The sequence below is a fragment of the Citrobacter freundii ATCC 8090 = MTCC 1658 = NBRC 12681 genome, from assembly GCF_011064845.1.
GTDB lineage: Bacteria > Pseudomonadota > Gammaproteobacteria > Enterobacterales > Enterobacteriaceae > Citrobacter > Citrobacter freundii.
Genome location: NZ_CP049015.1, coordinates 4639030 through 4661830 on the forward strand (window position 1 = coordinate 4639030; position 22801 = coordinate 4661830).

At 53.7% G+C, this 22801-nt stretch carries 13 protein-coding genes and 3 rRNA genes; 6 read left to right on the forward strand and 10 right to left on the reverse strand.

Annotation, left to right across the window (positions count from 1 at the left end):
* Positions 1-73: 73 nt before the first annotated feature.
* Entirely contained in the window at positions 74-439 is a 366-nt protein-coding gene (locus G4551_RS22255; protein ID WP_003841415.1) for a hypothetical protein, read from the reverse strand.
* 141 nt (positions 440-580) lie between these two features.
* On the opposite strand from G4551_RS22255, the gene G4551_RS22260 reads away from it, so the two are divergent.
* The 3 genes from G4551_RS22260 to pepE all read left to right on the forward strand — a co-directional run bounded on the left by G4551_RS22260 (position 581) and on the right by pepE (position 2213).
* Complete coding sequence (locus G4551_RS22260) at positions 581-742, forward strand: phage protein (RefSeq protein WP_003841416.1); 162 nt, start codon at positions 581-583, stop codon at positions 740-742.
* 403 nt (positions 743-1145) lie between these two features.
* Positions 1146-1424: an addiction module antidote protein gene (locus tag G4551_RS22265; protein WP_003841419.1), complete on the forward strand. Its 279-nt coding sequence runs from the start codon at positions 1146-1148 to the stop codon at positions 1422-1424.
* A gap of 99 nt (positions 1425-1523) precedes the next feature.
* Positions 1524-2213 carry a dipeptidase PepE gene (gene pepE, locus G4551_RS22270; RefSeq protein ID WP_003841421.1) on the forward strand — a complete coding sequence of 230 codons (690 nt, stop codon included), beginning with the start codon at positions 1524-1526 and terminating at the stop codon, positions 2211-2213.
* A gap of 65 nt (positions 2214-2278) precedes the next feature.
* Here the strand turns inward: pepE and G4551_RS22275 are convergent, their stop codons facing one another.
* Positions 2279-3910, reverse strand: a complete 1632-nt coding sequence (locus G4551_RS22275; protein ID WP_003031618.1) for a Na/Pi cotransporter family protein — start codon at positions 3908-3910, stop codon at positions 2279-2281.
* Positions 3911-4102: 192 nt separating this feature from the next.
* On the reverse strand, positions 4103-7786 hold the full coding sequence (gene metH, locus G4551_RS22280; RefSeq protein ID WP_003841423.1) for a methionine synthase: 3684 nt from the start codon (positions 7784-7786) through the stop codon (positions 4103-4105).
* Positions 7787-7981: 195 nt separating this feature from the next.
* Here metH and iclR point away from each other — a divergent pair, with 195 nt between their 5' ends.
* On the forward strand, positions 7982-8806 hold the full coding sequence (gene iclR / locus G4551_RS22285) for a glyoxylate bypass operon transcriptional repressor IclR (protein WP_003841425.1): 825 nt from the start codon (positions 7982-7984) through the stop codon (positions 8804-8806).
* Positions 8807-8827: 21 nt separating this feature from the next.
* Here iclR and aceK read toward each other — a convergent pair whose 3' ends face one another.
* The 4 genes from aceK to metA all read right to left on the reverse strand — a co-directional run bounded on the left by aceK (position 8828) and on the right by metA (position 14814).
* Positions 8828-10576, reverse strand: coding sequence for a bifunctional isocitrate dehydrogenase kinase/phosphatase (aceK, locus tag G4551_RS22290; protein WP_003841427.1), 1749 nt, complete (start codon positions 10574-10576; stop codon positions 8828-8830).
* 102 nt (positions 10577-10678) lie between these two features.
* Complete coding sequence (gene aceA, locus G4551_RS22295; RefSeq protein ID WP_003031609.1) at positions 10679-11983, reverse strand: isocitrate lyase; 1305 nt, start codon at positions 11981-11983, stop codon at positions 10679-10681.
* Between the two features lie 31 nt (positions 11984-12014).
* Positions 12015-13616, reverse strand: coding sequence for a malate synthase A (aceB, locus tag G4551_RS22300; RefSeq protein ID WP_003841430.1), 1602 nt, complete (start codon positions 13614-13616; stop codon positions 12015-12017).
* A 268-nt stretch (positions 13617-13884) separates the two neighbouring features.
* On the reverse strand, positions 13885-14814 hold the full coding sequence (metA, locus tag G4551_RS22305; protein WP_003841431.1) for a homoserine O-acetyltransferase MetA: 930 nt from the start codon (positions 14812-14814) through the stop codon (positions 13885-13887).
* A 156-nt stretch (positions 14815-14970) separates the two neighbouring features.
* On the opposite strand from metA, the gene G4551_RS22310 reads away from it, so the two are divergent.
* Entirely contained in the window at positions 14971-15408 is a 438-nt protein-coding gene (locus G4551_RS22310) for an acetyltransferase (protein WP_003841433.1), read from the forward strand.
* 273 nt (positions 15409-15681) lie between these two features.
* Here the strand turns inward: G4551_RS22310 and rrf are convergent.
* The 3 genes from rrf to G4551_RS22325 all read right to left on the reverse strand — a co-directional run bounded on the left by rrf (position 15682) and on the right by G4551_RS22325 (position 20578).
* Positions 15682-15797, reverse strand: a 5S ribosomal RNA gene (rrf, locus tag G4551_RS22315).
* A gap of 97 nt (positions 15798-15894) precedes the next feature.
* Positions 15895-18801: ribosomal RNA gene (locus tag G4551_RS22320) — 23S ribosomal RNA — on the reverse strand.
* Positions 18802-19036: 235 nt separating this feature from the next.
* Positions 19037-20578, reverse strand: a 16S ribosomal RNA gene (locus G4551_RS22325).
* The 16S, 23S and 5S rRNA genes sit together here, the layout of an rRNA operon.
* 621 nt (positions 20579-21199) lie before the next feature.
* Here G4551_RS22325 and purH point away from each other — a divergent pair.
* A complete protein-coding gene (purH, locus tag G4551_RS22330; protein ID WP_003842005.1) occupies positions 21200-22789 on the forward strand; it encodes a bifunctional phosphoribosylaminoimidazolecarboxamide formyltransferase/IMP cyclohydrolase in 1590 nt (529 codons plus the stop codon).
* Positions 22790-22801: the final 12 nt, after the last annotated feature.

The following is a 22801-nucleotide window of genomic DNA, read 5'->3' on the forward strand; positions in this document are numbered from 1 at the left end:
CATCATGTCACACTAAGGTGGTTGCACAGGCCTGTCACGCCCCGAAGAAGATGTCTGCGAGGCGCTTTCCAGATTAGTTTAGGGAGTCGCTGACAAACAGCTGCTGGTCAGCTTTCGCTTCCAACTGCGCCAGCGCGGGAATCAACTGGCTGATATTTACCAGACTGTGTCCTAACTGGCATATGCTCTCATAGGCAAAATGTTCCTGACCTTCACCCGCCATGGTCAGCAGGCTTTCGCCCATAAAATTCAGCGTCTGGTACAACCCTGCCAGCGCCTCTTCACAGCCAAACGATAGCGCCAGATTTTCTTCGGTGGTGAGATGGCGACAATCAAGATGGCGGAACGCCTCGGCGAGTGGAAAATAAAGCAGGTCAGCTTGCGGTATGAGAGAAGAAGACGCAAAACAGGCGTTAGTGGTACTATTAGCATCAGCCATAGCATTACCTCGTATAATGTTGTGGTAAGACGCCCTGATCGTGTTCCCGCACTTTCGGGGCGTTGTCATTTTTGGTGTGTGAGAGTAATGTGTCATCACACATACTCACACTACTCTTGTGTAATTAAGGTGTCAACACACATGAACGAAAGAAGAGGCAATCCCCCGTTTCAATTCCGTCTGGATCCGGAACTGCGCAAAGCGATGGAAGAAGCACAACGGCAGGATGGCGATGAATCGTTGGCAGCCTGGATTAAACGTGTGATCAGAAAAGAACTGAAGCAGAAAGGGATTGAAGTCTAGCGATCGGCATTATGTATCGTTTTCTGGAGGTCTGCTTAGAGCACAAAGCAGCCCCTTTACCCTGTTACCGTTTCTCGTATAAACCGCAGCATCCTGGAAAATTACGCATTACTGCGAGGCGCTTTCCTGTTTACGCCCACCAGCATTTCCTCTTACATCCCAGTTTTTTATTCTCTACTTTCAACTTGTCAATTCACAATGTAGTTTATAAAATACATGGAACGTAATCATGGAAATTCTTCAGACCACGGTTTTCCAACGCTGGGAACAGAATCTACGGGATCACAGGGCCAAAACGCTCATTGCCGCACGACTTTTTCGACTGCCGAATGGTTTAGCTGGCGATGTTAAACCTATTGGAGAATGCTCGCCCGTTCACTGGACTATCAGGAGACCTTCCGCCATGAATAAACTTACTCACTACGATCCTGCCACTGCGCTGGTTGATGATGAAGAAATTGCTGTATTTATGGCGGATGCCCTCGAAACAGGCGATGCAACGTACATTGCAAAAGCGTTGGGCGTGGTGGCACGCGCTAAGGGAATGGCGAGCATCGCGGCAGAAACGGGATTATCCCGCGAACAACTCTACCGCTCGTTTAGTGAGAAAGGAAACCCGACGCTGAAAACCACGCTGGCGGTGATGAAGGCGCTCGGTATTGGATTGACACTTAGAAAATAGTCCCAGCCCTTCCAACATCGTGAGCCATATCAGTAAGGCGTCAGGCTGATAGTGGTAGCATTAGCGCGGTTTGTAATTTTCTGATTACATGGAGAAATGATGGAACTGCTTTTATTGAGTAACTCGACGCTGCCGGGCAAAGGCTGGATGGAACATGCGCTGCCGCTGATCGCAGAGCAACTGAATGGTCGCCGTACGGCGGTGTTTATTCCGTTCGCCGGCGTGACGCAAACCTGGGATGAGTACACGGCGAAAACGGCAGCCATCTTTGCGCCAATGGGCGTCAACGTTACGGGTATTCATACCGTTGCCGATCCGATTGCAGCCATTGAAAACGCCGAGCTGGTGATTGTCGGCGGCGGGAATACCTTCCAGTTGCTGAAAGAGAGTCGTGAGCGCGGGTTGCTGGCGCCGATCGTGGATGTCGTCAAACGCGGTGCGCTGTACATCGGCTGGAGCGCGGGTTCCAACCTTGCCTGCCAGACCATCCGCACCACCAACGACATGCCGATTGTCGATCCCAAAGGTTTTGATGCGCTGGGTCTGTTCCCGCTGCAGATTAACCCACATTTCACCAACGCGCTGCCGGAAGGCCACAAAGGCGAAACGCGTGAACAGCGTATCCGCGAACTGCTGGTTGTGGCACCGGAGCTGACGGTGATTGGCTTGCCGGAAGGTAACTGGATCAAGGTGAGTAACGGTAAGTCCGTGCTCGGCGGCCCGAACACCACGTATATCTTTAAAGCGGGTGAAGAGGCGGTTGCTGTTGAAGCAGGCCACTGCTTTTAGTTGATTTGTTGTCTGATGCCGGATGGCGGCATAAATGCCTTATCCGGCCTACCGCTTCAGCTCACTCAATAATCATCCCGCTCATCGTCTTCATCCGGTTGTTCCAGCACGCTGTAGGCCACGGAGCAAAACAGCGAGTTCAGACGCTGCATATCGCCCAACAGCGCCAGGTGTAGGGAACTGGTCTCGATGCTTTGCACGTTCTGCTGATGCAGACGGTCGACGTGCGCATGCGAATAACGACGGTTGAGAATACGAAAACGGTGCTTGCTGCGGCGTAGACGACGGGCACTGGTCACATCGCCTGAGAAGAACACCGACATCGCCAGCTGCAGATTGCTGAGCAGCTGATCGTAAAGTGCATCCAGCTCTTTCAGCCCTTCTACCGAGAATGCCCGACGGGCGGCCAGCGACTTATCGGCAATCTCGCTGCCCATACGTTCAACGATATCGGAAGCCTGTTCGAGGTTGAGCGACATTTCGATAATCTCCGCCCAACGGCGTGATTCCTCTTCCGCCAGTTCATCCTTTGGCATCCGCGCCAGATAGAGCTTAATCGCCGTATACAGCACGTTGATGTCATCCGCCATCCTGCGCAACTCTTTCTCTTCGCGCGGCTCGCCGTGCATCACCTTCTTCAACCCGTCCATCATCTGCTCCATCGCATCGCCAATACGCAGCGCTTCGCGGGCGGCATTAGCCAGAGCGAGCGTCGGCGTATCCAGCGCACTGACGTCCAGATGTTTGGGCTTCAGATGCGCATCCAGCTCCGGCTCATCGCGGATGATGCGTTTACAAAAACGCGCCATCGGTTCGGCGAACGGCACCATCGCCACGCAGCGCACCAGGTTGTAGAAGACGTGGAAGTAGATAACCAGTTCAGATTTCGGCAGCGGCAGTTCATCCATCAGATTGGCCAGCGGATGAACAAACGGCAGGATAATCAGGCTGCCCACCAGCTTAAACAGCAGGCTACCGAGCGCCACACGACGAGCGGCGGCATTCGCAGCACTGTTGTTGAGCATCGCCAACAGACCAGAGCCGAGGTTGGCGCCAATCACCAGACACAACGCTACCGGGAACGAGATAATGCCCGCCGCGGTCAGCGTTGCCGTCAACAGTACCGCCGCCAGGCTGGAGTAACTGATAATCGCAAACATGGCGCCAATCAGCGCATCGAGCATGATATCGCCGGTGAGCGAGGCGAAAATAACCTGTACGCCATTAGCCTGAGTGATCGGCGTTACTGCCTGCACAATCAGCTCCAGCGCCAATAAAATCAACCCCAGACCAATACCAACCCGCCCCAGTTGCCCCACGCGGGACTGCTTACGGCCGAGAAAGAAGATCACGCCGATAAAAATCAGCAGTGGCGACAGCCAGGAGAGATCGAAGGTCAGGATACGCGCCATCAGCGCGGTCCCCACGTCGGCACCAAGCACAATCACCAGCGCAGGGGTGAGCGCCACGAGATCTTGTGCAACAAACGAGGTCACCAGCATGGTGGTGGCGTTGCTACTTTGCACCAGCGCCGTCACGCCGATACCTGCACAAAAGGCGAGCGGCTTCTTTTCAACGCTACGGCTGAGCACGGTACGCAAGCGGGCGCCGAAGACGCGCATCACGCCGGTACGCACAATATGCGTACCCCAAACCAGCATCGCGACGGCAGAAAGCAGGTGTAACAGAGTTAACACGGAATCAGGTACTCCTTATCGTTATATGTTCCTGGGCTCGGCGCAGATAGCGTGCCTGATAAGGCGTTTACGCCGCCATCCGGCAAACAGCGCTCGCGAACCTTCTTTCAGTATAAGGGTTTAAACGTAATAAAGAGACAGGGCACTCATTGAGCGCCCTGTTTGTTGTAAAGAAAGATGACAGTTTGTGAATCAGTCGGCGTCGTAGCCGAGGTTCGGCGCTAACCAGCGCTCCACTTCTGCCACGCTCATCCCTTTACGGAAGGCATAATCTTCAACCTGATCGCGCTGGATTTGCGCCACAGCGTAGTACTTGCTGTCCGGATGACTGAAATACCAGCCGGAAACCGACGCACCTGGCCACATGGCGAAGGATTCGGTGAGCTTCATCCCGGTATGCGCCTCCACGTCCAGCAGTTCCCAAATGGTGGCTTTTTCGGTGTGTTCCGGACACGCCGGATAGCCCGGTGCCGGGCGAATCCCCTGGTAGTTTTCGCGGATCAGCTCCTCGTTACTGAGATTCTCATTCGCCGCATAGCCCCAGTAGACTTTACGTACGCGCTCATGCAGATATTCTGCGAACGCTTCCGCCAGACGGTCAGCGATCGCTTTCACCATGATCTTGTTGTAGTCGTCATGCTGGGCTTCGAAGGCGTCCGCCAGCGCATCTTCTTCCAGACCACCAGTGACCGCAAAAGCACCGATGTAGTCCGCTTTACCGCTCAGTTTCGGCGCAACAAAATCAGACAAGCAGTAGTTGGCGAAACCGACTTTTTCCGTCTGCTGGCGCAGGTGATGACTCACGTTGATGACGTGCGTACGCGTCTCGTCACGGTAAATCTCGATGTCGTCACCCACGCGGTTGGCCGGGAATAAACCCACCACGCCACGCGGATTCAGCGTCTTCTCAGCGCTGAGTTTATCCAGCATGTCGTTGGCATCTTTGAACAGGCGCTTCGCCTCTTCGCCCACTACTTCATCTTCGAGGATGCGAGGATATTTCCCGGCCAACGACCAGGTCATAAAGAACGGCGTCCAGTCGATGTAGTTGCGCAGGGTTTCGATACTGGCTTCCACTTCCTGTACACCCAGACGGTGCGCCACCGGCGGGGTGTAGTTTTCCCAGTCAAAGGCCAGATCGTTGTCGCGGGCAGCCTGTAACGTTACGGGCGGAGTACGCGGTTTCTTACGCGCATGCTGGATACGCACGGTTTCATACTCTTTACGCGTACGGGCGACAAAGTCATCACGTTGGGTGTCAGAGAGCAGCGCAGCGACGACGCCAACGGTACGCGAGGCGTTCTGCACGTACACCGTCGGGCCGCTGTAGTTCTGCTCAATTTTCACCGCGGTGTGCGCTTTCGAGGTGGTCGCGCCGCCAATCAGCAGCGGAATAGTGAAGCCCTGACGCTCCATCTCTTTCGCCACGTTGACCATTTCGTCCAGCGATGGGGTAATCAGCCCGGAAAGGCCAATCAGATCGGCATTCACTTCACGCGCCGTTCTGAGGATTTTCTCCGCGGGCACCATCACGCCAAGATCGACGATTTCGTAGTTGTTACATTGCAGTACCACGCCGACGATATTTTTACCGATATCGTGCACATCGCCCTTCACGGTTGCGATGACCATTTTGCCGTTGCTGGAACCTTTCTCTTTGCTGGCCTCAATGTACGGTTCAAGGTAGGCCACCGCCTGCTTCATCACGCGAGCGGATTTCACCACCTGCGGCAGGAACATTTTGCCCTCACCGAACAGGTCGCCAACCACGTTCATGCCGTCCATCAGAGGCCCTTCAATAACCTCGATCGGGCGCGCGGCCTGCTGGCGAGCTTCTTCGGTATCCAGCTCAATAAACTCGGTTATGCCTTTCACCAGCGAGTATTCGAGGCGCTTCTTCACGTCCCAACTGCGCCACTCCGCCATCTGGGCATTCGCCGTGTCATCGGTTTTACTGCCGCGATACTTCTCAGCAAGCTCCAGCAGTCGTTCGGTGCCATCGTCACGACAGTTGAGGATCACGTCCTCAACCGCATCGCGCAGCTCGGTGGGCAGGTCGTCGTAAATTGCCAGTTGTCCGGCGTTGACGATCCCCATGTCCATGCCGTTGCGAATGGCGTAGTAGAGGAATACCGCGTGAATGGCTTCACGTACTGGGTCGTTGCCACGGAACGAGAATGAAACGTTAGAAACGCCGCCGGAGATCAGCGCATGCGGCAGTTCGCGTTTGATATCTTCACAGGCCCCGATAAAGTCCTGCGCGTAGTTGTTGTGTTCATCAATCCCGGTCGCCACCGCAAAGATGTTCGGGTCAAAGATAATATCTTCCGGCGGAAAGCCCACCTCTTCGGTAAGAATCTTGTACGCCCGACGGCAGATCTCAATTTTGCGCGCGCGAGTGTCGGCCTGGCCCTGCTCGTCAAAGGCCATCACCACCACTGCAGCACCGTAGCGACGCAGCAGCTTCGCGTGATGGATAAAGGTCTCAACCCCCTCTTTCATCGAGATGGAGTTAACGATGCCTTTACCCTGAATGCACTTCAGCCCTTTTTCGATTACTTCCCATTTCGAGGAGTCGATCATAATCGGCACGCGGGCGATATCCGGTTCACCGGCAATCAGGTTGAGGAAACGAACCATCGCCGCTTCGGCGTCGAGCATCCCCTCATCCATGTTGATATCGATGATCTGCGCGCCGCTTTCCACCTGCTGACGGGCGACATCCAGCGCTTCGCTGTATTTCTCTTCTTTGATCAGGCGTTTAAACTTCGCCGAACCGGTAACGTTGGTACGCTCGCCGACATTCACAAACAGGCTGTCGTCGCCGATGTTCAGCGGTTCGAGGCCAGACAGACGGCAGGCAACCGGGATTTCCGGCAAGCGGCGTGGCGGCAGTCCGTCCACTGCGCGACTCATGGCGGCGATGTGTTCCGGCGTGGTGCCGCAGCAGCCGCCAACAATATTCAGGAAGCCCGCCTCGGCCCATTCGCGGATTTGCGCCGCCATGGTGTCGGCATCGAGATCGTACTCACCAAAGGCGTTCGGCAGCCCGGCGTTCGGGTGCGCGGTAACGTAGCATTCGGCAATACGCGACAGTTCCTGCACGTACTGGCGCAGTTCGTCCGGGCCTAAGGCACAGTTCAGACCAAAAGTCAGCGCATCGGCGTGGCGCAGGGAGTTGTAGAATGCTTCGGTGGTCTGGCCGGAGAGCGTACGCCCGGAAGCGTCGGTGATGGTGCCGGAGAGCATAATCGGCAGCTCAACGCCCAGCGCTTCGAATTCAGTTTTAACCGCGAAAATAGCGGCTTTGGCGTTGAGGGTATCGAAAACGGTTTCAATCAGGATCAGGTCACTGCCGCCTTCCACCAGCGCTTTGGTGGATTCGCGGTAGGCGGCCACCAGCTGATCAAAGGTAATATTGCGGTAAGCCGGGTCGTTGACGTCGGGCGAGATAGACGCCGTACGGTTGGTTGGGCCAAGCACGCCCGCGACGTAGCGCGGTTTGTTCGGCGTGCGTGCCGTCCATTCATCTGCCGCCGCGCGCGCCAGTTTGGCTGCCGCAAAGTTGATTTCCGCCGACAGGGATTCCATCTGGTAATCCGCCATGGCGATAGTCGTGGAGTTAAAGGTGTTGGTTTCGATTATGTCCGCGCCCGCCTCGAAGTAGGCGTTGTGAATCGCGGCGATCACCTCCGGTTTGCTGAGCACCAACAGGTCGTTGTTGCCTTTCAGATCGCACGGCCATTCGGCAAAGCGTTCGCCGCGGAAATCCTCTTCGCTCAGACGATATCCCTGGATCATGGTGCCCATACCGCCGTCCAGCACCAGAATACGTTCATTTAACTGCTGACGTAATTGTTCTACTTTGCTGCTCACACTCGCTCCCGACAACGCTCAACCAGACCGAAAAAAACTCAACAGGCCATACTGGCACAAACCTGAGAGGCGGAAAAGAGAACAACGGCCAACATGAGACATGTTCAGCTTCACTCATCCGATCAGTACAGGAATTCTTGCATTATAATTGAATAAAACGAAAATGATTTCCACGATACAGAAAAGGAGTCTGCCATGGTTGCCCCCGTTCCCGCGAAACGCGGTAGAAAACCCGCCGCTACTACTACGCCCGCAACCGGGCAGGTTCAGTCCCTGACGCGCGGCCTGAAGCTACTGGAGTGGATTGCGGAATCCAACGGCAGCGTGGCGCTGACCGAGCTGGCGCAGCAGGCCGGCCTGCCAAACTCCACGACTCACCGATTATTGACCACCATGCAGCAGCAGGGATTTGTTCGTCAGGTTGGTGAATTAGGGCACTGGGCCGTGGGTGCACATGCGTTTATCGTCGGCAGCAGCTTTTTGCAAAGCCGTAATCTGCTGGCGATTGTGCACCCAATCCTGCGCAAGCTGATGGAAGACTCCGGTGAGACGGTCAACCTCGCCGTGCTGGATCAAAGCGATCATCAGGCCATTATTATCGACCAGGTGCAGTGCACCCAACTGATGCGCATGTCCGCGCCTATCGGCGGCAAACTGCCGATGCATGCTTCCGGCGCGGGTAAGGCGTTTTTATCCCAACTGAGCGAAGAACAGGTGACAGGGCTGCTGCACCGCAAAGGACTACACGCTTATACCCACGCCACGCTGGTGTCGCCAGTGCATCTGAAAGAGGATTTGGCTCAGACGCGCAAGCGCGGCTATTCCTTTGATGATGAGGAACATGCGCTGGGTCTGCGCTGCGTGGCGTCGTGCATTTATGACGAGCACCGCGAGCCGTTCGCCGCGATTTCCATCTCCGGACCCATTTCGCGCATTACCGACGATCGCGTGACCGAGTTCGGCGCCATGGCGATCAAAGCGGCGAAAGAAGTGACGCTGGCGTACGGCGGATTTCGCTAAGATGGGGTTGCCGGGTGGCGGTTACGCCTTACCCGGCCTACGGTCGGTTTCATAACGCACGCTGAAACGCTGTTTGCGTCGGTAGGCGTAAACATCTTCCACATGCCCGTTTTTAATCCGCGTTTGCAAACCCCGCCAGTAGTCGGCGCTGAACAAGTCAGCGTGCATCTCTTCAAATAGCGGCCCGATACGCGGGTCGGCACATAGCCAGTGGCGAAACTCTTCCGGGAAGACATCTCCAGGCGATACGCTGTACCACGGCTCAGCGCTCATCTCATCTTCCGGGTAGCGTGGCGGCGGGATATGACGGAAATTAACCTCCGTCATGTAGCAGATTTCATCGTAGTCGTAGAACACCACGCGCCCGTGACGGGTGACGCCGAAGTTCTTAAACAGCATATCGCCGGGGAAAATATTGGCGGCGGCCAGCTGACGAATCGCGTTGCCGTACTCTTCAATGGCATCGCGCAGTTGTTGACCTTCGACTTGCTCCAGCCAGATATTCAGCGGCACCATCCGTCGTTCGATATACAGATGGCGAATGACAATCTGATCGCCAAGATCGGTAATTTTTTCCGGGGCTTCCTGCAATAACAGCGCCATCAGCGCCGGATCGATTTGCCGTTTATCCAGCACAAAATTCTCGAACTCCTGGGTGTCAGCCATCCGCCCCACACGATCGTGCTCTTTGACCAGTTGATAACAGGCGCGGACGTGGGCGGCAGACATCTCTTTTTGCGGCGCAAATTTGTCTTTAATGATTTTAAACACCCGGTCAAAGCCCGGCAGGGTAAACACCAGCATCACCATACCGCGGATCCCCGGCGCTTCAATAAACTGCTCATCACAGTTGGCCAGGTAGAGCAGATACTCCCGATAACTTTCCGTTTTTGCATGCTTCTGACAGCCAATCGCCATATACAATTCAGCGGTGGTTTTACCGGGCAGGATCTCGCGCAACCACTCCACCAGTGCCGCGGGCAGCGGGGCATACACCATAAAGTAGGAGCGGGCGAAGCCAAACACAATGCTCGCCTCCGCCGTCGTGGTCAGGCAGGTATCGACAAACAACTCACCTTCGTCTGTCCGGTGGATTGGCAGTAAAAACGGCAGCGTTCCAGAAGGGGTAATCAGCTTACCGACCAGCCAGGCTGCCTTGTTACGATAAAACAGTTCATTCGCCACCTGTAAATGGCAGCCAGGCAACACATCCGCTCCCAGGGTTTCGGTCAGGTGTTCGATGATGTAGTGGATATCACGATGTTTATTCTGCCATGGAAGACGTAGGGGAAGATCGCTAAGGACGCGAGTTAGCAGCCACTCCCAGCCGGTATCAGGAAAAAAGTCTTTCGCCAACGGGCGTGGGATCGTGCGGAAACGACGCTCTGGCTGAGAACTGAAAATAAACAGCCGCTCGGGAGTCAGCGAGCGGTGGTCAAATAACCGACAGTAAACGGAGTTAAAAAAGCTCTCCGCAATCTCGAAGCGCGGGTAATCCGGCAGTAGCCGGGTGTAATGCTCTTTCACGCGAAGTAAAAAATCCGCGTCGGTACTTTTGCCGTCTGTAATGCAGCGCAACTGCTCCACCACCAGACCTACGTGATGATCGTAAAGGTGAATACGGCTTTTCATCGCCTGCTGAACCGCATGCCAGTCGGCATGTTCAAAACGCTGCTGCGCGCCGGAGGTGACTTCCAGAAAACGCCCGTACTGGGCGTCGAAACCTTGCAAAATCGTCTGAGCAATCAGTAATTCCAGGCCACGCGTCATCGACTTCTCCCATCCGGCACAACGTCATGCCGGATGGCGCGTTCGCTTATCCGGCCTACATCCCTTCGTAGGCCCGGTAAGCACAGCGCCACCGGGCATTAATCAAAACTGCGATTCTTCGGTCGAGCCGGTCAGCGCGGTCACCGAGGAAGCGCCGCCCTGAATGATAGTAGTGACTTTGTCGAAGTAGCCTGTACCCACTTCCTGCTGATGGGACACGAAGGTGTAACCGTCTTTAGCCGCCGCAAATTCTGGCTGCTGAACCTTCTCAACATAGTGGCGCATGCCTTCACCCTGCGCATAGGAGTGTGCGAGGTCGAACATGTTGAACCACATGCTGTGGATGCCCGCCAGGGTAATGAACTGGTATTTGTAACCCATATCCGACAGTTGCTGCTGGAAGCTGGCAATGGTTTTGTCGTCCAGGTTTTTCTGCCAGTTAAATGACGGCGAACAGTTGTAGGCCAGCAGTTTGCCGGGGAATTTCGCGTGAATCGCATCGGCAAAGCGCTTCGCCAGTTCGAGATCCGGCGTGGAGGTTTCACACCACACCAGATCCGCATAAGGTGCATAGGCCAGACCACGGCTGATCGCCTGCTCAATACCCGCATGCGTACGGTAGAACCCTTCGCTGGTACGTTCGCCGGTGATGAACTCGCTGTCGTATGGGTCGCAGTCAGACGTTATCAGATCGGCTGCGTCAGCATCAGTACGCGCAATAACCAGCGTCGGAACACCCATGACGTCGGCTGCCAGACGGGCGGCCACCAGTTTCTGGATAGCTTCCTGAGTCGGCACCAGAACTTTGCCGCCCATGTGACCACATTTTTTTACCGATGCGAGCTGATCTTCGAAGTGAACGGCCGCTGCACCAGCCTCAATCATCGATTTCATCAGTTCAAACGCGTTCAGGACGCCGCCAAAACCCGCTTCTGCATCGGCGACGATCGGCAGGAAGTAATCCACATAGCGCGGATCGTTCGGCTCAATACCGGTTGACCATTGGATCTGATCGGCGCGACGGAATGTGTTGTTGATCCGATCCACCACTGCCGGGACGGAGTTCGCCGGATACAGCGATTGGTCCGGGTACATGCTGGAGGCCAGGTTGGCATCTGCCGCCACCTGCCAGCCTGAAAGGTAGACCGCTTCAATACCGGCTTTCGCCTGCTGCAGCGCCTGACCGCCAGTCAGCGCGCCGAGGCTGTTGATATAACCTTTCTTCGATTCGCCGTGCAGCAGACGCCACATTTTCGCCGCGCCAAGCTGAGCCAGCGTGCATTCCGGGTTGACCGAGCCACGTAATTTCACCACTTCCTCCGCGCTATATGGACGGGTGATGCCTTCCCAGCGCGGTTGAGTCCATTCTTTCTGTAATTCTTCGATTTGTTGAGTACGGGTTTTCATGTGCAGATGCTCCATATTGTTATGTGGTGGATTACGCCAGCAGGCGGTAGCCTGGCAGGGTCAAGAAATCGATCAATTCATCAGAGGTAGTGATTTGCTCCATCAGGCGCGCGGCATCGTCAAAACGCCCGCTGCTGTAGCGGTGTTCGCCCAGCTCGTCCTGAATCACCAGCATCTCTTCGGCCAGCATCTGACGGAACAGCGGTTTGGTAACCGGCTTGCCGTTGCTGAGCGTCTTCTGGTGGTGGATCCATTGCCAGATGGAGGTACGGGAGATTTCGGCAGTGGCCGCATCTTCCATCAGACCGTAAATCGGTACGCAGCCGTTACCGGAGATCCACGCTTCGATGTACTGCACCGCAACACGAATGTTGGCGCGCATGCCTTCTTCAGTACGCTCACCTTCACAAGGTGCCAACAGTTGCTCTGCGGTAATCGGGGCATCTTCTTCACGGGTCACGAACAGCTGATTTTTGTTTTCACCGAGTACGTCGTTGAACACCGCCATAGCGGTATCTGCCAGCCCCGGATGAGCAATCCATGTGCCGTCATGACCGTTATTTGCTTCCAGCGCTTTGTCCGCTTTTACCTTGGTCAGAACCTGGTTGTTACGTTCCGCATCTTTGCTGGGAATGAAAGCTGCCATGCCGCCCATCGCGAATGCGCCACGTTTATGACAGGTTTTAATCAGCAGACGCGAATAGGCGCTGAGGAATGGCTTATCCATCGTCACCACCTGACGGTCCGGCAGCACGCGATCCGGATGGTTCTTCAGCGTTTTGATATAGCTGAATATGTAGTCCCAGCGACCGCAGTTCAGACCGACAATATGGTCACGCAGGGCGTACAGAATTTCGTCCATCTGGAAGACGGCCGGCAGCGTTTCAATCAGCAGAGTCGCTTTGATGGTGCCGCGTGGCAGATTAAAGCGATCTTCTGCATAGCTGAACACTTCGCTCCACCATGCTGCTTCTTGCCAGGCCTGCGTTTTTGGCAGGTAGAAGTAAGGGCCGCTGCCTTTTGCCAGCAACGTTTTGTAATTGTGGAAGAAATAGAGGGCAAAATCGAACAGGCTGCCCGGGATGGATTCGCCACGCCAGGTGACGTGTTTTTCCGGCAGATGCAGACCACGAACGCGGCATACCAACAGAGCCGGATTAGGTTTGAGCTGGTAAATTTTACCCGCTTCATTGGTATAGCTAATGGTGCCATTGACCGCATCGCGCAGGTTTATCTGCCCGTCGATAACTTTGTTCCACTCAGGAGCCAGCGAATCTTCAAAATCAGCCATAAAGACTTTGACGTTCGCATTCAGCGCGTTGATAACCATCTTGCGCTCAACAGGCCCAGTTATCTCTACGCGGCGATCCAGTAAATCATCAGGAATTCCGCGAATTTTCCAGTCACCTTCTCGAATGGAATCCGTTTCCGAAATAAAATCAGGCAACTTACCGTCATCAATATCCTGCTGCTGCTGGATACGTGCAGCCAGAAGTTTATTGCGTTTTGGCGTAAATCTTGTCACCAGTTCAGTCAGAAACTCTACTGCTTCAGCGGTCAGAATTTGTTGCTCCTGTTCGCCACGCGGCCTGGTGAAGACCAGTTCATCGGTTGTCGTTGCCTGTTGATTCATTGCGTAGTTCCTCGTCATTGATCCAAACACATCCCCAATGCGAACGAAGGATCGTTGTGCGCTTTTCGTTCAGCACAACTAAGACTACTCATTTAAATTTCAAAATCAAAAACAATTTCCATTTTTAATTTAATTATCAATTAACCTATTGATAACAATATAAATAAAATTTAATTACACCGTGAGGTGCGTTTCGGAAATAAAAAAGGCACCCGAAGGTGCCTGATTCAATATGCTGAAACGCTTAAGGATCGTCTGCTACAGAAGATTAATCCAGCGTTGGATTCATGTGACGCAGATCATATGGCGTGATCTGGTAGACGTAATAGTTGAGCCAGTTGGTAAACAACAGATTACCGTGGCTACGCCAGGTTGCCCGCGGTTTGTTTTGCGGGTCATCTTTCGGGAAGTAGTTATAGGGCACTTCCGGCGTTAGGCCCGCTTCGACGTCACGAAAATACTCACTGCCGAGCGTATGGGCATCATATTCCGGATGGCCCGTCACAAAGGCAATTCGTTTATCTTTGCTGGCAAACAGGTAGGCATCTCCCTCTTCGGTTTCAGCAAAAATCTCGAGATCGGTGTAGTCGCGAATAAGCGCAGCAGGAAAATCGGCATAGCGCGAATGCGGAGCCAGGAACGCATCATCGAATCCACGCGTCAGCAGCGCATGAGGATGCAGAATATGGTGCTCATAGACGCCTGAGAGTTTGTCCGTACGGGTTTGCTTAGGAATTCCGTACAGGATATTCAGCGCGGCCTGCACCGCCCAACAAACAAATAGCGTTGAGGTAACGTGATCTTTCGCCCATTCAAGCACTTGTTGAATCTGCGGCCAGTAAGCCACGTCATTAAATTCGACCAGACCCAACGGCGCGCCGGTCACGATCAGTCCGTCAAAGTTCTGATCGCAGATATCCTCGAAATTACAGTAAAAGTTATTCAGATGCTCCGTAGGGGTGTTACGTGACTCGCGAGCATCGATGCGCAATAGCTGAACATCTACCTGTAGCGGTGAGTTAGACAGTAAGCGCAGAAACTGGTTTTCCGTTTCAATCTTCTTGGGCATCAGGTTGAGGATGAGCACCTTCAGTGGTCGAATTTCCTGACCGGAAGCGCGGGATGTCGTCATCACAAAGACGTTTTCCTCACGCAAGAAATTGACGGCGGGTAGCTCGTCCTGCACGCGAATTGGCATAACCTGATAACCTCACTACATACGTTTAAACGTTTAGACATCCAGATAGCTGAAGATACCCAGGAATCATGCGAATGTCGAGCCTGCATCCTCAAGTTGAGAAAGTTTCACGGCCCTTGCTGTAGAATAGTGCAGTAAAGATAAAAGGAGAATGCCATGCCCTTTACCATTCGTCGTTCGCGTAAGGACGAAGGCGATAAGCTCATATCTATCTGGTGTCGTTCTGTCGATGCGACGCACCATTTCCTCTCTGCGGATTATCGGATTGAGCTGGAAGAGCTGGTAAGTTCATTTTTACCAGAAGCTCCGCTATGGGTTGCAGTGACAGAACAAGATGAGCCTGTCGCCTTTATGCTTTTGACCGATCAGCATATGGATGCGTTGTTTGTCGATCCGGATGTGCGTGGTAGTGGCGTTGGTAAACTGCTGATTGAACATGCTTTATCAATGGTTTCAACGCTAACGACCAACGTTAATGAACAGAATGAGCAGGCAGTTGGATTCTATAAGAAGATGGGATTTACTGTGACGGGACGGACGGAAGTGGACGATCTCGGACGAGCGTACCCGTTACTCAACCTCGTACACGGGTAGCCGTATCCGGATAACTGCTGGCGCACACCGCATCCGGCGTTTTTTACCCCGCACACACGCAAAAAAGCCCATCCTGACGGATGGGCTTCTTCACTTTAATTGATGCCTGGCAGTTTATGGCGGGCGTCCTGCCCGCCACCCTCCGGGCCGTTGCTGCGCAACGTTCAAATCCGCTCCCGGCGGATTTGTCCTCCTCAGGAGAGCGCTCACCGACAGACCACAGATAAAACAAAAGGCCCGGTCTTTCGACCGGGCCTTTCGCTTTTATTTGATGCCTGGCAGTTCCCTACTCTCGCATGGGGAGACCCCACACTACCATCGGCGCTACGGCGTTTCACTTCTGAGTTCGGCATGGGGTCAGGTGGGACCACCGCGCTACAGCCGCCAGGCAAATTCTGTTATTAACCCGCTTTTCGCCGGTTAATGTAATCTGTAATCAAGCTGAATCTGATGTCTGTCTCTTCGCCAAAACATCTTCGGCGTTGTAAGGTTAAGCCTCACGGTTCATTAGTATCGGTTAGCTCAATGTATCGCTACACTTACACACCCGACCTATCAACGTCGTCGTCTTCAACGTTCCTTCAGGAGACTTAAAGTCTCAGGGAGAACTCATCTCGGGGCAAGTTTCGTGCTTAGATGCTTTCAGCACTTATCTCTTCCGCATTTAGCTACCGGGCAATGCCATTGGCATGACAACCCGAACACCAGTGATGCGTCCACTCCGGTCCTCTCGTACTAGGAGCAGCCCCCCTCAATTCTCCAGCGCCCACGGCAGATAGGGACCGAACTGTCTCACGACGTTCTAAACCCAGCTCGCGTACCACTTTAAATGGCGAACAGCCATACCCTTGGGACCTACTTCAGCCCCAGGATGTGATGAGCCGACATCGAGGTGCCAAACACCGCCGTCGATATGAACTCTTGGGCGGTATCAGCCTGTTATCCCCGGAGTACCTTTTATCCGTTGAGCGATGGCCCTTCCATTCAGAACCACCGGATCACTAAGACCTGCTTTCGCACCTGCTCGAGCCGTCACTCTCGCAGTCAAGCTAGCTTATGCCTTTGCACTAACCTCCTGATGTCCGACCAGGATTAGCTAACCTTCGTGCTCCTCCGTTACTCTTTAGGAGGAGACCGCCCCAGTCAAACTACCCACCAGACACTGTCCGCAACCCGGGTAACGGGTCCACGTTAGAACACCAGCCATTAAAGGGTGGTATTTCAAGGATGGCTCCATGCAGACTGGCGTCCACACTTCAAAGCCTCCCACCTATCCTACACATCAAGGACCAGTGTTCAGTGTCAAGCTATAGTAAAGGTTCACGGGGTCTTTCCGTCTTGCCGCGGGTACACTGCATCTTCACAGCGAGTTCAATTTCACTGAGTCTCGGGTGGAGACAGCCTGGCCATCATTACGCCATTCGTGCAGGTCGGAACTTACCCGACAAGGAATTTCGCTACCTTAGGACCGTTATAGTTACGGCCGCCGTTTACCGGGGCTTCGATCAAGAGCTTCTCCTTACGGATAACCCCATCAATTAACCTTCCGGCACCGGGCAGGCGTCACACCGTATACGTCCACTTTCGTGTTTGCACAGTGCTGTGTTTTTAATAAACAGTTGCAGCCAGCTGGTATCTTCGACTGATTTCAGCTCCATGAGTAAATCACTTCACCTACATATCAGCGTGCCTTCTCCCGAAGTTACGGCACCATTTTGCCTAGTTCCTTCACCCGAGTTCTCTCAAGCGCCTTGGTATTCTCTACCTGACCACCTGTGTCGGTTTGGGGTACGATTTCGTGTTACCTGATGCTTAGAGGCTTTTCCTGGAAGCAGGGCATTTGTTACTTCAGCACCGTAGTGCCTCGTCATCACACCTCAGCGTTAAAAAGGTACCGGATTTACCTGGAACCTCCGCCTACATGCTTAAACCGGGACAACCGTCGCCCGGCTAACATAGCCTTCTCCGTCCCCCCTTCGCAGTAACACCAAGTACAGGAATATTAACCTGTTTCCCATCGACTACGCCTTTCGGCCTCGCCTTAGGGGTCGACTCACCCTGCCCCGATTAACGTTGGACAGGAACCCTTGGTCTTCCGGCGTGCGGGTTTTTCACCCGCATTATCGTTACTTATGTCAGCATTCGCACTTCTGATACCTCCAGCATACCTCACGATACACCTTCAACGGCTTACAGAACGCTCCCCTACCCAACAACACATAGTGTCGCTGCCGCAGCTTCGGTGCATGGTTTAGCCCCGTTACATCTTCCGCGCAGGCCGACTCGACCAGTGAGCTATTACGCTTTCTTTAAATGATGGCTGCTTCTAAGCCAACATCCTGGCTGTCTGTGCCTTCCCACATCGTTTCCCACTTAACCATGACTTTGGGACCTTAGCTGGCGGTCTGGGTTGTTTCCCTCTTCACGACGGACGTTAGCACCCGCCGTGTGTCTCCCGTGATAACATTCTTCGGTATTCGCAGTTTGCATCGGGTTGGTAAGTCGGGATGACCCCCTAGCCGAAACAGTGCTCTACCCCCGAAGATGAGTTCACGAGGCGCTACCTAAATAGCTTTCGGGGAGAACCAGCTATCTCCCGGTTTGATTGGCCTTTCACCCCCAGCCACAAGTCATCCGCTAATTTTTCAACATTAGTCGGTTCGGTCCTCCAGTTAGTGTTACCCAACCTTCAACCTGCCCATGGCTAGATCACCGGGTTTCGGGTCTATACCCTGCAACTTAACGCCCAGTTAAGACTCGGTTTCCCTTCGGCTCCCCTATACGGTTAACCTTGCTACAGAATATAAGTCGCTGACCCATTATACAAAAGGTACGCAGTCACCCCATAAAGAGGCTCCCACTGCTTGTACGTACACGGTTTCAGGTTCTTTTTCACTCCCCTCGCCGGGGTTCTTTTCGCCTTTCCCTCACGGTACTGGTTCACTATCGGTCAGTCAGGAGTATTTAGCCTTGGAGGATGGTCCCCCCATATTCAGACAGGATACCACGTGTCCCGCCCTACTCTTCGAGTTCACAACCTGTGCATTTTGGTGTACGGGACTATCACCCTGTACCGTCGGACTTTCCAGACCGTTCCACTAACACACAAGCTGATTCAGACTCTGGGCTGCTCCCCGTTCGCTCGCCGCTACTGGGGGAATCTCGGTTGATTTCTTTTCCTCGGGGTACTTAGATGTTTCAGTTCCCCCGGTTCGCTTCATTACGCTATGTATTCACGTAATGATAGTGTGTCGAAACACACTGGGTTTCCCCATTCGGAAATCGCCGGTTATAACGGTTCATATCACCTTACCGACGCTTATCGCAGATTAGCACGTCCTTCATCGCCTCTGACTGCCAGGGCATCCACCGTGTACGCTTAGTCGCTTAACCTCACAACCCGAAGATGTTTCTTTCGATTCATCATCGACTTGCGAAAATTTGAGAGACTCGAACACACCATTTTTCATTTCTTATTACGGAGAAATGAAACAGTGTGTCGTTTCAATTTTCAGCTTGATCCAGATTTTTAAAGAGCAAAACTTCTTAATGCACTCGAAAGTACATTCAGAAGTTCATCATTCATCAGACAATCTGTGTGAGCACTACAAAGAACGTTTCTTTAAGGTAAGGAGGTGATCCAACCGCAGGTTCCCCTACGGTTACCTTGTTACGACTTCACCCCAGTCATGAATCACAAAGTGGTAAGCGCCCTCCCGAAGGTTAAGCTACCTACTTCTTTTGCAACCCACTCCCATGGTGTGACGGGCGGTGTGTACAAGGCCCGGGAACGTATTCACCGTGGCATTCTGATCCACGATTACTAGCGATTCCGACTTCATGGAGTCGAGTTGCAGACTCCAATCCGGACTACGACATACTTTATGAGGTCCGCTTGCTCTCGCGAGGTCGCTTCTCTTTGTATATGCCATTGTAGCACGTGTGTAGCCCTACTCGTAAGGGCCATGATGACTTGACGTCATCCCCACCTTCCTCCAGTTTATCACTGGCAGTCTCCTTTGAGTTCCCGACCGAATCGCTGGCAACAAAGGATAAGGGTTGCGCTCGTTGCGGGACTTAACCCAACATTTCACAACACGAGCTGACGACAGCCATGCAGCACCTGTCTCAGAGTTCCCGAAGGCACCAAAGCATCTCTGCTAAGTTCTCTGGATGTCAAGAGTAGGTAAGGTTCTTCGCGTTGCATCGAATTAAACCACATGCTCCACCGCTTGTGCGGGCCCCCGTCAATTCATTTGAGTTTTAACCTTGCGGCCGTACTCCCCAGGCGGTCGACTTAACGCGTTAGCTCCGGAAGCCACGCCTCAAGGGCACAACCTCCAAGTCGACATCGTTTACGGCGTGGACTACCAGGGTATCTAATCCTGTTTGCTCCCCACGCTTTCGCACCTGAGCGTCAGTCTTTGTCCAGGGGGCCGCCTTCGCCACCGGTATTCCTCCAGATCTCTACGCATTTCACCGCTACACCTGGAATTCTACCCCCCTCTACAAGACTCTAGCCTGCCAGTTTCGGATGCAGTTCCCAGGTTGAGCCCGGGGATTTCACATCCGACTTGACAGACCGCCTGCGTGCGCTTTACGCCCAGTAATTCCGATTAACGCTTGCACCCTCCGTATTACCGCGGCTGCTGGCACGGAGTTAGCCGGTGCTTCTTCTGCGAGTAACGTCAATCGCTGCGGTTATTAACCACAACGCCTTCCTCCTCGCTGAAAGTACTTTACAACCCGAAGGCCTTCTTCATACACGCGGCATGGCTGCATCAGGCTTGCGCCCATTGTGCAATATTCCCCACTGCTGCCTCCCGTAGGAGTCTGGACCGTGTCTCAGTTCCAGTGTGGCTGGTCATCCTCTCAGACCAGCTAGGGATCGTCGCCTAGGTGAGCCGTTACCCCACCTACTAGCTAATCCCATCTGGGCACATCCGATGGCAAGAGGCCCGAAGGTCCCCCTCTTTGGTCTTGCGACGTTATGCGGTATTAGCTACCGTTTCCAGTAGTTATCCCCCTCCATCGGGCAGTTTCCCAGACATTACTCACCCGTCCGCCACTCGTCACCCAAGGAGCAAGCTCCTCTGTGCTACCGTTCGACTTGCATGTGTTAGGCCTGCCGCCAGCGTTCAATCTGAGCCATGATCAAACTCTTCAATTTAAGTTTGATGCTCGTGAATTAAACTTCGTAATGAATTACGTATGTTCACTCAGAGACTTGGTATTCATTTTTCGTCTTGCGACGTTAAGAATCCGTATCTTCGAGTGCCCACACAGATTGTCTGATAAATTGTTAAAGAGCAGTTGCGACGCGCTTTAGCGCTCTGTCGCGAGGTGGCGTATATTACGCTTTCCTCTTTCAGAGTCAACCCTCATTTTCAGGTTTTTCTCTTCAACCGAACCGGCTGTTTGTGTGAAGTGATTCACATCCGCCGTGTCGATGGAGGCGCATTATAGGGAGTTTCCTGTGGCCCGCAACCCTTAAATGACAGAAAAATGACTGACTGCTGCATTCCACAGCAAAACCCCGCCTTATACCCATTTACGCACAGAGTTATCCACAAACCACACGATCGTTTCTACGATCCTCTCGTTATATCAGCCTCTTTCAACTGAAAAAGAAGAGGTCAAAATCGAAAATTAAAAATTCGCGAGCGTTGCGCAAACGTTTTCGTTACAATGCCCCCGCACAACAAGGATGCCCCGTAAGGGGCGTTAGCTGAGTTTTTAGCCAAGAATTCACCTAACGCTCTCTGTAATAGTCAAATCCAGGGGATTTACCATGCAACAACGTCGTCCAGTCCACCGCGCTCTGCTCAGTGTTTCTGACAAGGCCGGTATCATCGAATTCGCTCAGGCACTTTCCGCACGTGGTGTGGAGCTGCTGTCTACAGGTGGCACTGCGCGCCTGTTAGCGGAGAAAGGTCTGCCAGTGACCGAAGTTTCCGATTACACCGGCTTCCCGGAAATGATGGATGGACGCGTGAAGACCCTGCATCCGAAGGTCCACGGTGGCATTCTTGGTCGTCGCGGTCAGGATGACGGAATAATGGAACAACATGGTATCGCGCCTATCGATATGGTGGTTGTTAACCTGTATCCATTCGCCCAGACCGTCGCCCGCGAAGGCTGTTCTCTGGAAGATGCGGTAGAGAACATTGATATTGGCGGCCCGACCATGGTGCGCTCCGCTGCCAAGAACCATAAAGATGTAGCTATCGTTGTGAAGAGCAGCGACTACGACGCCATTATTAAAGAGATGGATGCCAACGACGGTTCTCTGACCCTCGACACCCGTTTCGATCTCGCGATTAAAGCCTTCGAACACACCGCCGCTTACGACAGCATGATCGCCAACTACTTCGGCAGCATGGTTCCGGCCTACCACGGTGAAAGCAAAGAAGCCGCCGGTCGCTTCCCACGTACGCTGAACCTGAACTTCATTAAGAAGCAGGATATGCGCTACGGCGAGAACAGCCACCAGCAGGCTGCCTTCTATATAGAAGAGAATGTTAAAGAAGCCTCTGTTGCCACCGCGCAGCAGGTACAGGGCAAAGCACTTTCCTACAACAACATCGCCGATACCGATGCGGCGCTGGAGTGCGTGAAAGAATTCAACGAGCCAGCCTGTGTGATCGTTAAGCACGCTAACCCGTGTGGCGTAGCAGTAAGTACCTCTATTCTTGACGCTTACGACCGCGCCTATAAAACCGACCCGACCTCCGCGTTCGGCGGCATCATCGCCTTTAACCGCGAGCTGGATGCTGAAACCGCGCAGGCGATCATCTCCCGCCAGTTCGTGGAAGTGATCATCGCCCCATCCGCCACCGAAGAAGCACTGAAAATTACCGCTGCCAAGCAGAACGTTCGCGTGCTGGTCTGCGGCCAATGGACGCAGCGCGTTCCGGGCCTGGACTTCAAGCGCGTGAACGGCGGCCTACTGGTTCAGGACCGTGACCTCGGTATGGTGAGCGAAGTTGAACTGCGCGTAGTGACCAAACGCCAGCCGACCGAGCAGGAACTGCGCGATGCGCTGTTCTGCTGGAAAGTGGCGAAGTTCGTGAAATCCAATGCCATTGTTTATGCCAAAGAGAACATGACTATTGGCATAGGCGCAGGCCAGATGAGCCGCGTGTACTCCGCGAAAATCGCCGGGATCAAAGCGGCCGACGAAGGCCTGGAAGTGAAAGGTTCTGCAATGGCTTCTGACGCTTTCTTCCCGTTCCGCGACGGGATTGATGCCGCTGCTGCCGCCGGTGTGACCTGCGTGATCCAGCCGGGTGGTTCTATTCGCGATGACGAAGTGATTGCCGCCGCCAATGAACACGGCATTGCGATGGTATTTACCGATATGCGCCACTTCCGCCATTAATCCACGGAGCAG